This window comes from Yinghuangia seranimata, assembly GCF_029953285.1.
In the GTDB taxonomy this organism is placed as follows: Bacteria; Actinomycetota; Actinomycetes; order Streptomycetales; family Streptomycetaceae; genus Yinghuangia; species Yinghuangia seranimata.
The window spans coordinates 177167-191658 of sequence record NZ_JASAOI010000002.1; the positions used below are offsets into that span (position 1 = coordinate 177167).

The 14492-nt window shown below is 72.4% G+C and carries 10 protein-coding genes; 1 reads left to right on the forward strand and 9 read right to left on the reverse strand.

Translation table 11 applies throughout. From position 1 onward, the window contains the following. Nucleotides 1-4: 4 nt before the first annotated feature. The 9 genes from QI554_RS01050 to QI554_RS01090 form a co-directional block, all read right to left on the reverse strand. Nucleotides 5-1894, reverse strand: a complete 1890-nt coding sequence (locus tag QI554_RS01050; protein WP_281464730.1) for a hydantoinase B/oxoprolinase family protein — start codon at nt 1892-1894, stop codon at nt 5-7. A 3-nt stretch (nt 1895-1897) separates the two neighbouring features. Further along, nucleotides 1898-3997 carry a hydantoinase/oxoprolinase family protein gene (locus tag QI554_RS01055; RefSeq protein ID WP_281464732.1) on the reverse strand — a complete coding sequence of 700 codons (2100 nt, stop codon included), beginning with the start codon at nt 3995-3997 and terminating at the stop codon, nt 1898-1900. A 264-nt stretch (nt 3998-4261) separates the two neighbouring features. Further along, complete coding sequence (locus QI554_RS01060; RefSeq protein ID WP_281464734.1) at nt 4262-5161, reverse strand: carbon-nitrogen hydrolase family protein; 900 nt, start codon at nt 5159-5161, stop codon at nt 4262-4264. Between the two features lie 35 nt (nt 5162-5196). After that, complete coding sequence (locus tag QI554_RS01065; RefSeq protein ID WP_281464736.1) at nt 5197-5859, reverse strand: SRPBCC family protein; 663 nt, start codon at nt 5857-5859, stop codon at nt 5197-5199. Further along, nucleotides 5856-8288 (reverse strand): aerobic carbon-monoxide dehydrogenase large subunit, encoded by a 2433-nt coding sequence (gene cutA, locus QI554_RS01070; protein WP_281464738.1) that lies wholly within the window; start codon nt 8286-8288, stop codon nt 5856-5858. Before cutA ends, QI554_RS01065 begins: the two co-directional genes overlap by 4 nt. Further along, on the reverse strand, nt 8285-8854 hold the full coding sequence (locus QI554_RS01075; protein WP_281464740.1) for a (2Fe-2S)-binding protein: 570 nt from the start codon (nt 8852-8854) through the stop codon (nt 8285-8287). Before QI554_RS01075 ends, cutA begins: the two co-directional genes overlap by 4 nt. Then, on the reverse strand, nt 8851-9741 hold the full coding sequence (locus QI554_RS01080; RefSeq protein WP_281464742.1) for an FAD binding domain-containing protein: 891 nt from the start codon (nt 9739-9741) through the stop codon (nt 8851-8853). The genes QI554_RS01075 and QI554_RS01080 overlap by 4 nt, the downstream gene beginning before the upstream one ends. 205 nt (nt 9742-9946) lie before the next feature. Further along, a complete protein-coding gene (locus tag QI554_RS01085) occupies nt 9947-11389 on the reverse strand; it encodes a uracil-xanthine permease family protein (protein WP_281464744.1) in 1443 nt (480 codons plus the stop codon). Between the two features lie 181 nt (nt 11390-11570). Continuing rightward, the gene (locus QI554_RS01090) at nt 11571-13241 is read right to left on the reverse strand and encodes a PucR family transcriptional regulator (protein ID WP_281464746.1); all 1671 of its coding nucleotides are present in this window, start codon (nt 13239-13241) and stop codon (nt 11571-11573) included. A 285-nt stretch (nt 13242-13526) separates the two neighbouring features. Here QI554_RS01090 and QI554_RS01095 point away from each other — a divergent pair, with 285 nt between their 5' ends. After that, nucleotides 13527-14390: an oxamate carbamoyltransferase subunit AllH family protein gene (locus QI554_RS01095; protein ID WP_281464748.1), complete on the forward strand. Its 864-nt coding sequence runs from the start codon at nt 13527-13529 to the stop codon at nt 14388-14390. Nucleotides 14391-14492: the final 102 nt, after the last annotated feature.

Here is a 14492-nt window from a genome sequence, read left to right on the forward strand (position 1 = left end):
GCGGCTAGAGCAGGTCGACGTCCGCGTACGACGCGCCGCCCGACAGCCGCGCGTAGCCGGGACCGCGGTCGAAGAAGGGCTCGACGTCGGGCCGTGCCGCGCGCAGCTCGGCCCGGAGCGCGGCCGTGGCCCCGTGGTCCGCGACGCCGTCGGCCAGCACGACGCCGTAGTCGTCGCGCGCTCCGGCCTCGGACACCTTGCCCCACAGCACGTCCCGCTCGACCAGCGCGATGTCGCGCTCCAGCGGGTCGCCCCAGCCGCCGCCCCCGGTGGTGCGGATCCGGATGACCTCCCCGGCGCGCACCGGCTCGTCGTCGACGAGCCCGTCCATCTCCCGCTCGTTGGGGCCGCCCGGGTCGATGACCACCTGGAACGGCCGGCCGGCCTTGCCGCCCTTGACGCCCCAGCACGCGAGGATCGAGCGGTCGGCGATCGACATGAACGACGCGTCGCGCAGCATGCGGATGTGCTTCTCGTAGCCCAGGCCGCCGCGGAACCGCCCGGGGCCGCCCGAGTCGACCGCCAGGCCGAGGCGTTCGACGAGGAACGGGAAGCGCGACTCGGTGAACTCGGTCGGCAGGTTCCGCGAGTCCGGAACGACGTGGATCGTGTCCTCGCCGTCGGCGTAGTAGCGCCCGCCCGACCCGCCGCCGAGCACCTCGCGCATGAGGTACGAGCGGCCGTCCTCGTCGTGCCCGTACACGCCCGTGTAGCGGATCGTCTCCTGGTCGGCCGGCATCCGCCCGTCCACGGCCTTGGCCAGCACGCCCGCGAGCACGCCCAGAAGGCGCAGGATGACGAACGTGCGGGCGTTGGTCGGCGCCGGGAAGATCGGCGTCAGCAGCGTGCCCTTCTCCGGGAACTTCATCTCGATCAGCGGCACGACGCCTTCGTTGACGTCGAGTTCGGCCATGCGCTCGGGGGTGTCCGCGAGGTTCCGCAGGATCGGCGCGAGCCACTTCTTGAGAAAGTTGCCGTCGGCGTAGTCGCCGCAGTGGTTGATCGGGCCCTTGGCCTGCGGCGAGGTGCCCGTGAAGTCGATGACGATCTTGTCGGGCGTCTTGGTGAGCGTGATGCGCTGCGTGTGCAGCCGGGGCTCGTCGACGCCGTCGTGCTCGGCGTAGTCCTCCCAGACGTACTCCCCGTCGGGGATCTTCGACAGGATCTCGCGGCGGTACGTCTCGGTCGTCTTGTCCAGGATCGCGTCGAAGCACGCCTCGACGGTGGCCCGGCCGTACCGCTCGAACAGCTCGGTCAGCCGCCGCGACCCCATCAGGCACGCCGAGCACTCGGCGTCGAGGTCGGCGGCGAGCGAGTCGGGCATCCGCGAGTTGCGGGTCATGATGCGCAGCGCGGCCTGGTTGGGCACGCCCTGGTCCCACAGCTTGATCGGAGGGACCATCAGGCCCTCCTCGTACACGCTGGTCGCGCCGGACGGCATCGAGCCGGGGCAGCAGCCGCCGATGTCGTCGTGGTGCCCGAACGCCTGGACGAACGCGACGACCTCGCCGTCCGCGAACACCGGCACCGTCACGCACAGATCCGGGAGGTGGCCGATGCCGCCCTCCGACTCGTAGACGTCGTTGTGGAAGAACACGTCGCCGGGACGCATGGTCTCCAGCGGGAAGTCGCGCGCGACCGGGTGGACGAGCGCGGAGTACGAGCGCCCGGTGAGCTTGCGCAGCCGGCGGTCGTGGATGCCGGCGCGGAAGTCGTGGGCGTCGCGGATCATGGGCGAGCGCGAGGTGCGCGCGATGGCCGTCTCGACCTCCATCTCGACCGAGGCGAGCGTGCCTTCGACGATCTCGAGGACGACCGGGTCGACGTGGCCGACGGAGGAGCGGGCGGCGCCGGGCAGGACCACGGGCGCGGAAGCAGGCGGGTTGGCTGGCACTGGTCAGGCCTCCTTGGGAAGCGCGGCGACGGGGGTGACGATGACGTTGCCGTACGCGTCGACGCGTGCGGTGAAGCCCGGGTGCACCGGGATGGTCGAGCCGAACTCCTCGATGACCACCGGGCCTTCGAGGACGTCCCCCGGAGCGAGCGCGGCGCGGTTGTAGATCGCGGTGTCGACGTAGCCGGCCGCGGCGTCGAAGCAGACGGGGCGTCGGCCGGTGCAGGCGCGGGCGGGATCGCCGTCGCCGGGCGGCAGTTCGCGCAGCTCGGGGCGGCGGATCGGTCCGACGCCCGTGACGCGCAGGTTGACCCACTCGACGGTCTGGTGCGGGTCGCCGCGGAAGTTGTAGCCGTACAGCCGCTCGTGGGCCTCGTGGAACGCGTCGGCGACGGCCTCGGTCAGCGCCTCGTCGACGTCGCCGTCCGGCACCGGGACCCGGACCTCGAAGGCCTGCCCGAAGTAGCGCAGGTCGGCGGTGCGCACGTACTTGTGGTCGGCGCGCGCGAACCCCTCCTTGTCGAGGGCCTCGGCGGCCTGCCCGGTGAGCTCCGCGAGGATCTCCGCGGTCCGCGCGTGGTCGAGCTCCGGCTGGCGGGCGACCGCGGTGCGCACGTAGTCGCAGCGGACGTCCACGGTCAGCAGCCCGAACGCGGACACGTTGCCGGGGTCGCGCGGCACGATCACGCCGGCCAGCCCGAGGATGTCGATCAGGCGGCACAGCAGCAGCGATCCGGACCCGCCGAACGTCGCCATGGTGAAGTCGCGGACGTCCAGGCCGCGCTTGACGGTGATCTGGCGCAGCGCGTTCGCCTGGTTCCAGGCGGAGATCTCCAGGATCCCGGTGGCGCACTGCTCGAGCCCCAGACCGAGTTCACCGGCGATCTTGGCGAGGCCCTCGCGGGCGGCGTCGACGTTCAGCGGGATCTCGCCGCCCAGCAGGTGCGGGGGGATGCGGCCGAGCAGCACGTGCGCGTCGGTGATCGTCGGCTCGGTGCCGCCGCGGGCGTAGCAGAGCGGACCGGGGTCGGCGCCCGCCGAGCGCGGCCCGACCTTGAGGGTGCCCTCGGGCGAGATCCACGCCACCGAGCCGCCGCCCGCGCCGACCGTCACCACGTCGATCATCGGGATCTTGGACGGGAAACGGCCGACGCTGCCCTCGGTGGTCAGCGTCGGTTCGCCGCCGAGGACGACCGACACGTCCGTGGAGGTGCCGCCGCCGTCGCAGGTCAACACCTTGTCGAATCCCGCGCGTTCGGCGATGAGCGCGGCGCCGAGCGCGCCGGCCGCCGGGCCGGACAGGACCGTGGTGATCGGCTGGTGCACGACCTCCTCGGCGGACAGCACGCCGCCGTTGGACTTCATGATGGAGAACGGCGTGGGCCGCCCGGTGAAGGCGTCCAGGCGCCGCTGGATGCCGGCGACGTAGCGGCCCACGCGCGGCTTCACCGCGGCGTCCACCAGAGTCGTCATCGAGCGCTCGTACTCCCGGTACTCGCGCAGGACTTCGGAGCTGATCGAGACGACCGCGTCCGGCTGCTCCGCCAAGAGGGCGTCCCGCATGCGCAGTTCGTGCTTGGGGTTGGCGTACGCGTGCAGCAGGCACACGCCGATCGTGCTGATGCCCTGCTCGCGGAACCAGCGGGCCGCCTCGCGGGCGCCCTCCTCGTCGAACGGGCGTATCTCGCGGCCGTGGAAGTCCATGCGGCCGCCGACGGCGCGGACCCGGTCGACGGGCACGATGCGGTCGGGCTTGACCCAGAAGTACGAGTTGCCGTAGCCGTCCGGCACGGCCTGGCGGGCGATCTCCAGGATGAACTCGTAGCCCTCGGTGGTCACGAACCCGAGGCGGTCGATCTTGTCCTCGAGGAGCTGGTTCGTGGCGACCGTGGTGCCGTGCGCGACAGCGGTGATGTCCTCGCCGGTGCAGCCCAGCATGGCGAGGACCTTGTCGATGCCGTTCATGAAGCCGTCCGCCGGGTCGGAAGGCGTTGACGGGGTCTTGGTGGTGACCAGGTCGCCGCTGTCCTCGTCGAGCGCGACGACGTCGGTGAAGGTTCCGCCGGTGTCGATACCGATGCGGATGCGTCGGGCAGGCGTCATCAGCGTGTTCCTCCCGCGAAGGGTGCGTGGGTGCGTGTGAAGGGGTGATCGAGAGCGATTCAACTTCGGTGCGACGGACGAAGAATCGGCAACTTCTGCCAACACCGACGTCAGATTCTGATGAAGGAACGACGGCCTCAACCGGGACGATTTCGGTCCGTATGCGGTGGGCGTACGCGGGCAACGCGGACACCGCGCCCGGCGGTGCCGGACGCGGTGTCGTGTGGGGTCGTCGTGTGCGGTTGTGGCGCGCGGTACCGCGGTTCAGCCGTGCGGGAACGCGGTCTTCGCGGGCCGGGCCAGGTCCTCGGCGTACCGGTGGATCAGGTCCAGGTTGCGGTCCGCGAGATGGTCGAAGCGCTGCGGCACACTCGACCCCGGGGTGAGGGAGCCGAGCGCGCGACGCGGATCGAGCCGCGCCGACACCCATCCCTCGTGCGACGAGCCCCACGCGAGCACCTCGGCGCCCGGCGAGACGATCATCGAGTTCCCGAAGTACAGCACCCCGGCGGGATCGGAGCCCGTCGCGTTGGCCCCGATCACGTACACGTGGTTGTCGTACGCGCGGGCGCGGCACGTCAGTTCCCACAGATCGGCGGAGCGCAGCAGCGCCGAGGGACGGCAGATGACCTCGGCGCCCCGCACCGCCTGCACGCGGCACAGCTCCGGGTAGTCGCCGTCGAAGCAGATGACCATGCCGATCCGGCCGAGCGCGGTGTCCGCGACCGTCACCGAGTCGCCGGGCGTGACCCAACCGCCGTGCTCGCGCTTCTCGCCCGCGAACGGGTGCGTCTTGCGGTAGACGCCGAGGATTTCGCCGTCCGGCCCGGCGAGCACCGCGGAGTTGTAGACGGTGCCGCGCTCCTCACCGCGCTCGTACTGCCCCCACACGAGGTGGACGCCGAGTTCGCGGGCCCGTTCGCGGAAGGCGTCGCTCCGCCCGCCGGGGATCGCGTCGACGAGGTCCCACAGCTCCTCGGCGGACATCGCCGGGGTGAAGCCGGTGGTCACCGTCTCGGGCAGGACCACCAGTTCGGCCCCCGTCGACTCCACGCACCGGGTCGTCCACGCGAGCGCGTGGTCGGTGTTCTCCTTGATCGAGGCCGCGGACAACGGCCCGGGCCTGGGCGCGACCTGGACGGCGGCCGCGGTGAACTCTCGCATGTCGTTCGGGTCCTCCGTTCGCTGTCGGCCGGCGGTCAGCGGCGCCGCGCGATCACGCCGCCCACGATGACGCCGGCCAGCGCGACGGCCGCGCCGAACGCCGCGCCCTTGACGAAGTCGCCGCCGAGGTCGCCGCCGAGGCCCGCACCGGACCCGGAGTCGGCGCGGGTGAACACCGTCGGCGCGGCCGGGGTCGCGGTGTCGGCCGCGCCGACGGCGGCGCGCGGCGCCGGTACCGAGGCCTGCGGCTCGGGCAGGCCGCCCGCGAGCACCCGGTCGACGGACTTGAAGAACTCGCCGGCCGTCTTCTTGGCGACGCCGGTGAGCACGCGCTGGCCTACGCCGCCGATCATGCCGCCGACGATCGCGTCGGCGTCGTAGTCCAGGCGGGTGCGTCCGTCGCCCAGGTCGGCGAGCGTGACCTTGACGTCGGCGCTGACGGTGCCCGGGCCGCCGGAACCGGACGCGCGGAGCACGAACGAGCCGGGGTGCACCTGGTCGGTGATCTGCACGTTGCCCAGGTAGGTGCCCTTGATGGACGCGACGCCCATCGTCACCGTCATCCGGTAGGCGTCCGGGCCGGTCTCCTCCAGCTTCTCGCAGCCGGGGATCGTCCGGGTGAGTACCGCGGGGTCGTTGAGCGCCGCCCAGACCTTCTCCGAGGGGGCGTTGAGCGTGGCGTTTCCGGTGACCTTCATGCTGTGGGGAACTCCTCGGGGGCGGTGCGGACGCGGCGCAGCGGCGGGATCTCCCCGGCCGCGTGGCGCCGGCGCAGGTGGAACAGCTCGGACGGTTGGATGGGCATGCGCGTGATCGGGAAGCCCTCGGCGTCCTCGATGGCGGAGGCGAGCACGGCCGCGCCGGGGATGACCCCGGCCTCGCCCGCGCCCTTGATGCCCAGCGGGTTGAGCGGCGAGGGGGTCTCCAGGTGGTCGATCTCCACGCTGGGGACCTCGCTCGCGTACGGCATGAGGAAGTCCATGAACGAGGCGTTGAGCAGCTGGCCGTTCTCGTCGTACTCCATGCGCTCGTACAGGGCGCCCGCGACGCCCTGCGCCACGCCGCCGTGCACCTGGCCCTCGACGATCAGGGGGTTGAGCAGGTGCCCGCAGTCGTGGATGACGCAGTAGCGCAGGACCCGGATCTCGGCGGTCTCGGGGTCGGTCTCGACGATCGCGGCGTGCATGCCGTTCGCGAACGTGGCCCTCGGCGGGGAGTAGAAGTCCCGTCCCTCCAGGCCGGGTTCGTCGTCCTCCGCGACCGGCGGCCGGCTCGGATCGGCGTTGCCGCCGAACTGCGTCGCGGCCTTGGAGGCGTCGTCGAACGCGTACCGGAGCGGATTGGACAGCACCGCGACCGTGCCCAGCGGGATGGCCGAGGAGTGGTCGTCCTTCACACGGACGACGCCGTCGACGATCTCCAGGTCGCCCGGATCCGCGCCGAGCGCCTCACCGGCGATGCGCAGGGCCTTCTCGCGCACCTTGCGGGCGGCGAGCGCGATCGCGTTGCCGCTCATGACGGCCGCGCGCGACGCGAACGTGCCGACCGCGTAGCCGAAGCGCCGCGTGTCGCCGGTGGTGACGGAGACGTCCTCGAACGGCACGCCCAGCTCGTCGGCGACGACCTGCGCGAACGCCGTCTGGTGGCCCTGGCCCTGGCTGGTCAGGCCGGTGGCGACGTTCACCTTGCCGCTGGTCTCGACCTGCACGTGGCCGCCCTCGTAGGGGCCCACGCCGGTGCCCTCGACGTAGCAGCCGATCCCGATGCCGACCCGCCGCCCCTCGGCACGTGCCTGGGCGCGGAAGACCTCGAAGTCGTCCCATCCGACCAGCTTCTTGAGCTTGTCGAGCGAGGCCGGGAAGTCGCCGGAGTCGTAGATCAGCGGGCGGCCGTCCTGGAAGAGCAGGCCGTGGTCGTAGGGCATTTCGTGCGGCTGGATGAAGTTCGCCGCGCGCACGTCGGCCCGGTCGCGGCCCAGGTGGTCGGCGATGGCGTCCATCGTGCGCTCCATCGCGAAGACGCCCTGCGGACGTCCTGCGCCGCGGTACGGCGTGACGATGACCGTGTTCGTGTACAGGCTGCGGAAGTCGACGCGGTACGCGCCCGGCTTGTACGGGCCCAGCAGCTGCGTCGAGGTGATGATCGGCACGATGATGCCGTAGGGCGTGTAGGCGCCGTTGTCGTGCAGGATCTCCACGTCGAGGCCCAGCACGCGCCCTTCGTCGTCGAAGCCGACGCGCACGGTCTGCAGCTGCCCGCGCTCGTGGGCGGAGGACACGAAGTGCTCGCGGCGGTCCTCGGTCCACTTGACCTCGTGCCCGAGCAGGCGCGCGGCCCACGGGACCAGCACCTCCTCGGGCCACGGGTGGACGATCTTGACGCCGAAGCCGCCGCCGACGTCCGGCGTGATCACCTCGACGCGGTCCAGGGGGAGTTCGAGCTTCGCGGCGACGGCCGCGCGGACGCCGGTCGAGGTCTGGGTCGAGGTGTACACGCGCATGCTCGCGTCGGCCTCGTCCCATCGGGCGAGCACGCCGCGGCCTTCCATGGGCATGCAGGCGCTGCGCTCGATGTCCAGCTGGAGTTCGAGGCGGTTGGGGGCGGCGGCGATCGCCGCAGGCGCGTCGCCGACCTCCTGCACCATGTGCGCGGCGACGTTTCCGGGGACGTCGGCGTGCACGAGGTGTTCGCCGCCCGCCGCCTTGTCGATGCCGACGACCGGCGGGAGGAACTCGTACTCGACGGTGATGCGTTCGCACGCGTCCTCGGCGCGGTACCGGTCCGTCGCGACGACCATGACGATCGCCTCGCCGACGTGCCGCACGACGTCCTTCGCCAGTGGGTAGGCGGTACGGCCGTGGGTGAGCGCGGGATGCGGGATGAGCAGCGGCAGCGGCTCGGCGACCTTCCCGGTCAGGTCCTCGTAGAGGTAGACCGCGACCAGGCCTTCGGTGTCGAGCGCCGCCTCGACGTCGATCGACGTGATGCGCGCGTGGGCGTGGGGGCTGCGGACGAAGGCCACTTCGTACGCGCCCGCGCCCAGGTCGTCGAGGTAGTGGCCGCGTCCGGTCACCAGGCGGGCGTCCTCGGTGCGCGGGACCGGGGCGCCGATCATCCGCTCCGTCATCGCGCCACCTCGTCCACCTCGACGGGGGCGTCCTCGTCGACCTGTTCCTCCAGGCGGAGCTCTGCCGCGCGCAGCACCGCCTTCACGATGTTCTGGTAGCCGGTGCACCGGCACAGGTTGCCGGCGACGGCGTCGCGCGCCTCCTCCTCGCTCGGCTTGGGGTTCTCCTCGAGGAACGCCGCGATGACATTGAGGAACCCGGGCGTGCAGAAACCGCACTGGAGGCCGTGGCACTCGCGGAAGGCCCGCTGCACCGCGTGCAGCGTGCCGTCCGGCCGCTCCAGCCCCTCGACGGTGGTGATCTCGTGGTCCTGCGCGCTGACCGCGAACATCAGGCACGAGCGCATCGGCCGGCCGTCGACCTGGACGGTGCACGCGCCGCAGACGCCGTGCTCGCAGCCGACGTGGGTGCCGGTGAGTCCGAGGTCGTGGCGCAGGCAGTCGGACAGCAGGCGGCGGGCGGGGACCTCGGCGGTCCGCAGGACGCCGTTGACGCGCAGCCTGATCGGGTGGAGCTCTTCTTCCTGCGCGCCGGTCGTGGTGGGCGGCGGGGCGGTGTCCGTCATCGGCTGGTCCGTTCGACGTCGGTGCTGGTGGCGCGTTGGGCGGCGGCCCGCAGCGCGCGTTCGGTGAGCACCCGGGCGAGGTGCGCCCGGTACTCGGCGGTGGCGTGGATGTCCGGTTCGGGCTCGATGGACAACACGGCCAGGGCGGCCGCGTCGGCCCACCGCGCGGTGGCGGGGGTGGCCCCGTGGACCGCCTCGGTGAGGTCGAGCACCAGGGGCACCGGCGACACGGACAGGTAGGCGGCGCGGGCCCGCGTGACGCGGAGGTCGTCGTCGAGGGTGACCGCGGCGGCGACGCCGCACATCGCGTAGTCCCCGTGGCGGCGCGCGGCCTCGACGAACTCGGTGCCGGTGCGTCCCGCGAGCCGAGGGAAGTACGCGGACACCGCCATCTCCCCGGGCTCGATGCACGATTCGAGGGGGCCGGCGAAGAAGTCCTCGGCGCCGACGGTGCGGGATGCGCCCTTGCGGACGAGGTCGACGCTGCCGCCGAGCAGGGCGAGGACCGCGGTCATCTCGCCCGACGGGTCGGCGTGCGCGAGGCTGCCGACGGTGGTCCCGCGGTTGCGGATGACCGGGTGGGCGACGAGCCGCAGCCCCTGTCGCAGCAGCGGTACGGCGGCGTACGCGTCCGCGTCCCGCTCGACGTCGGCGTGCCGGGCCAGCGCGCCGACCGTGACGCCGCCCGGCTCGGTGCGCACGTACGCCAGTTCGGACAGCCGATTGATGTCGACGAGGTGGGCGGGGGCCGCGAGCCGCATGTTGAGGATCGGGATGAGGCTTTGGCCGCCCGCGAGGACCTTGCCGTCGTGCCCGACGGCGTCGAGCGCGTCGAGTGCTTCGGCGAGGCTCGCGGGAGCGTGGTACTTGAAGGCCGGCGGCTTCACGGGGGCGCCATCTCCTTGCTGGTTCCGGTGAGTTGCTCTGTCCCGGGGGTCTGCGTGGGCGGTGGGGCGCGCGGGGGGGGCGCGGGGGGCCCCCCGCCGGGCCGCTGGGGCGCCGAGTGGGTCGGGTGGGTGGCGCGGGCCGGGGGGTGTGGGTGGGCGGGGCGCCGCGGGGGGGGCCCGGGGGCCCACCGCCGCGTTCACGAGGTCACTCGACGAGGCTGGGCGCGGCCGTCGCGGGCCGCTCCGGCCCGTCGTCCGGCCCCTTGTCGGCCGCCTCGTCCCGCTTCTCGGCCGACGAGGTCTTCAGGTGCGCGGGGGCCAGGGCGTTCAGCGCGTGGTAGGCGACGAGCGTGACGATCGTGCCGAGGGCGATGCCCTCGATGGTGAAGTCGTCGGTGAACTTCAGCGCGACGCCGCCGATGCCGACGATGACGCCCGCGGCGGCCGGGACGAGGTTGACCGGGTTGGCGAAGTCGACCTTGTTCTCGATCCAGATCTTCGCGCCGAGCAGGCCGATCATGCCGTACAGGACCACGGTGATGCCGCCGAGCACGCCGCCGGGGGTGGCGGCGATGAGCGCGCCGAACTTGGGGCACAGGCCGAACACCACGGCGACCGCTGCCGCGACGTAATACGCCGCGGTGGAGTACACGCGGGTGGCCGCCATGACGCCGATGTTCTCCGCGTACGTCGTGGTGGGGGAGCCGCCGACACCGGAGGCGACGACCGTGCCGACGCCGTCCGCGAAGATCGCGCGGCCGAGGCTGTCGTCGAGGTTCGCGCCGGTCATCTCCGAGACCGCCTTGACGTGGCCCGCGTTCTCCGCGACCAGGGCGATGACCGCGGGGAGCGCGACGAGCACCGCGGACGTCTTGAAGTCGGGGGCGTGCGTGCTCGGGAGGCCGAACCAGTCGGCCGCCTTCACCCCGTCGAAGTTGACCCGGTAGTGCTCGAACGCCTTGCCGTCGGACGTCGGCGTGACCGAGCTGATCTTCCCGAAGACCTGGTCGAACACCCACGACATGACGTAGCCGAAGACCAGGCCGATGAACACCGCGATGCGCGACCAGAATCCGCGCAGCAGCACGGTCATGGCGATCACCGCGGTCATGGTGAGGATGGCGATCCACTGGTCCTGCGGCCAGTAGACCTTCGCCACCACGGGCGCGAGGTTGAAGCCGATCAGCATGACCACCGCGCCGGTGACCACCGGCGGAAGCGTCTTGTTGACGACCTCGGCGCCCACCAGGTTGATGACCAGGCCGGTCAGCGCGAGCACGGCGCCGGCGACGAGGATCGCGCCGGTGACCGTGGCGGAGTCGCCGCCCGAGGCGCGTATGGATGCCACGGCGCCGACGAACGCGGCGCTCGTCCCCAGGTAGCTGGGTATCCGGCCCTGCACGATCAGCAGGAAGATCACGGTGGCGACGCCGGACATCATGATCGCCAGGTTCGGGTCGAGGCCCATCACCACGGGGAACACGAACGTCGCGCCGAACATGGCGACGACGTGCTGGGCGCCGAGACCGACCGTGCGGCCCCACGAGAGCCGTTCATCGGGCCGGACGACCTCTCCGGGGGGCGGCGTTCCGCCGTCCCCGTGCAGCTTCCAGCCAAGCCCGAGTCTTCCGGGAGATTCGAGTCCCATGTCCGGCCGCCTTCCAGGGATGCGCAGCATGAAGAGGGGTGTAACGGTGGGGGAACGTTACGAAGGCAGCACGCACGGTGGCTTGGGTCACATATGACAGAGCGACCGCTGTCTTGTTGGCGAAATCATCCAAGGAGCTCGGGGGTTTGTCCCCGCCCGAGGTGGAGGAAGGCACGACCCGTCACAGGCCGCGCATGCGCATCACCTGGAGGGCGAGGCCCAGGCTCAGCCGCAGGTGCGCGTCGGTCGTGAACGGGCCGACCATGCGCTCCAGCTTCCCGATGCGGTAGCGCAGGGTGTTGTAGTGGAAGTGCAGGATCCGGGCGGTCTCGGCGACGTTGAGGTTCGTGTCCAGGAGGACCTGCAGCGTGGTGCGCAGGTCCTCGGTCTCCTCGTCGTCGCGGGTCGCCAGCTCGCGCAGCGTCTCGCGCATGAACGACGTCAGCTCGGCCGAGTCCGGCACCAGGCTGAGCAGCCGGTACACCCCGAGGCTGTCGAAGTCCGAGACGGAGCCGGGCCCGTGCATCTGGCGGCCCACCCGCGCCGCGCGCCGGGCCTGCTCGTACGCCTCCGGGAGCAGCTCGGGACTGTTGACCACACGGCTGACACCCGTCGAGAACGCGCGCCGCCCGCCGCCCCCGTCGCCGGACACCTGCGCGACCATCTGTCGCACTGCCTCGCCCGCCGACGACCTGGTGGGCGTCCCCATGACGACCACGACCTCCTGGCTGTAGCCCACGACGGCGGCCTTGGGATCGCGCTCGCGCACGACCATGCTCCACGCCGTCGCGAACCGCTCGTGGGTGGGCCGCAGGTCGCGGGGCTCCGGGTCCGGCACCTCGCCGGCCTCCAGCTGGGCGACCACGACGAACAGCGGCCGGTCGATGTCCCAGCCGAGCGACGCGCAGTGCGGAACGGTGTGCCCGGGGTCGCCCGCGCGCCCGGCCAGCAGGTCGCGCAGGAAGTCCCCCTGGTACTTGCTCTCCACCGCGGAGACGGCCAGTTCCTTCGTGATCACCAGCGCCGCCGTCGCCGCCGCGCGCTCCAGGACGTGGATGTCGCTCTCGTCGAGGCGGCGGTCGCCGCCCGCCAGGAGCACCACGCGGCCGTGGTCGAGCGACCCGGCCAGGATGGGCACGAGCGCCGTCCGCGCGCCGCGTTCCTCCAGGACGCGCGTGCCGTGCCGGAACTCCTCGACGCGGAAGCGCCCGCTGGCGTCGAAGCAGCCGCGGGCGTCGGGCTCCTCGCCGGGGGAGCGTGAGCCGGCCAGGATCCGCCCGTCGGGGGTGGTGACGAGGACCGTGCCGCCGAGCAGGCCGCTCAGCTCCTCGGTGAGCTCGCCGAGGCCGCCGCCCGCGAGCACGACGCTGACCAGCGCGCGGTGCGCCTCCTCGGAGCGGGCGAGCACCGCGGCCTGCCGGTTGAGAATGTCGGTGAGCACCTGGTTGAGGATGTCGTCGAACGCCACGTCGTCGGGCAGCCGGATGATCGGCAGGCCGACCCGGTCGGCGGCGGCGAGCATCTCGGCGGGCAGCTCGTCCACGTAGCGGCCGAACTTGATCGCTATCGCGGCCAGCCGTTTGGCGTGCAGCTCGACGACCAGGTCGGCGGGGGACTGCGGGGTCTCCCGGAGCGGATAGCCGGTGGTCAGCAGGAGCTCGTGCGGCTTGGTCCACGGGAGGATGTCCGGCACCTCCATGACGTTCAGGCGCTGGACCATCCGGTCCAGCCCGGCCGCGCCCGCGAGCAGCCGCGCGCCCGCCAGGCTGGAGACGCTCAGGACCTCGCTGACGGGGAGGCCGCGAACGAGCGTGCCCGTGCTGGACGGGCGGATCCGGTCGGTGTCGTCCACCGTGTCGACCGCAGTCGCGTCCGCAGTGTCGTCCGCCGTCGCGCGGCCGGCAGCGCCGGATGGCGTTGGCACACTCTGCCAACTTTCCGATTGATTCTTGGCAACCTTCCGCATGCGGGGACCTTAGCGGCTGGTCTAGCTTCACAACAGCCGTCGATCCGCAGTGATCTCAGCGGATATGAACGGGTTCACGGTGCGGGCACAGCTTCGACGGATCTCACCAAACCACGACATCCCGCCGTACCGGAACCCCCCGTTCCCCTACAGCAGCCCGGAGGCACTTCGGTGGCACCCCCAACCGCGGTACGCCGCACGCCGAACCGGGGACTGTTCCCCGGCGCGGCGTCGCGGGCCGTGCACACGGTCCTGGCGGGCCCGACGCGGCCGGCCCGCGTCCTCGGCGTGTTCCCCGCCGCCGTCTACCTCGAGGCGGACGACGGCACGGTGGTCGCGGTGTGCGCGGCCGACGCGGTGCGCCTGCCGAACGCGGTGGTGCTCACCGAACCACGCCGCGCGGCGCCGTTCGCCGGAATCGGCCCGGCCGACCCGGCCCGGGTCGGCGGCGGAACCCTGTGGATCGGCGACACGGCCGTGCGGGTCGCGCGCTGGTGGACGCCGCGGGTGCCGCGGCCGCCCGGGTCCGTGGTCGACCTGCGCGACGCGCTGGCGGTCTGCGCCGCCCGCACCGGACTGCCCGGACCGGGGCGGACCGCGCTCGCCGACCTCGCCCGGCACGCCGCGCGTGGCGACACCGCGGCCGCGGAGGACGCCGCACGCGACCTGGTCGGCCTCGGCCCGGGGCTCACCCCGAGCGGCGACGACGCGGTGTGCGGCGTACTCCTCGCCCTGGCCGACCGCCCGGCGACCGCGCCGCTGGCGACACGGGTGGCCGGCTGGGCGTCCGGCCGGACCACCGCGCTGTCGGCCGCGCTCATCGGCCACGCGGCCCGCGGCCAGGGCTGCGACGAAGTGGTGGACGCGATCGACGCGGCGCGCGGACACGGCGCCGTCGAGCCCGCTCTCACACGGCTGTTGGAGGTCGGGCACACCTCGGGCGCGGACCTCGCGCTGGGCGCTTTGACGGCGTTGACCGCGGTCACGGCGTCGGAGATGCGGGGAACCCGGATTCCGCTCACGGCGGTTCCGTGACCCCCGTCGTGTTCTTCCTGCATGACGTGCTTCAGCAACTCCCGTCGACGGTACGTCGTTTCGCCCCCGAACGACGTCCCTGTCACCCCCTCGCGAAAGGAC

Bases quoted from the DNA above. Each gene is read 5' to 3' on its own strand.
- QI554_RS01055 (WP_281464732.1), bottom strand. From the start codon at position 3,997: ATGACGCCTGCCCGACGCATCCGCATCGGTATCGACACCGGCGGAACC.
- QI554_RS01060 (WP_281464734.1), bottom strand. From the start codon at position 5,161: ATGCGAGAGTTCACCGCGGCCGCCGTCCAGGTCGCGCCCAGGCCCGGG.
- QI554_RS01065 (WP_281464736.1), bottom strand. From the start codon at position 5,859: ATGAAGGTCACCGGAAACGCCACGCTCAACGCCCCCTCGGAGAAGGTC.
- cutA (WP_281464738.1), bottom strand. From the start codon at position 8,288: ATGACGGAGCGGATGATCGGCGCCCCGGTCCCGCGCACCGAGGACGCC.
- QI554_RS01075 (WP_281464740.1), bottom strand. From the start codon at position 8,854: ATGACGGACACCGCCCCGCCGCCCACCACGACCGGCGCGCAGGAAGAA.
- QI554_RS01085 (WP_281464744.1), bottom strand. From the start codon at position 11,389: ATGGGACTCGAATCTCCCGGAAGACTCGGGCTTGGCTGGAAGCTGCAC.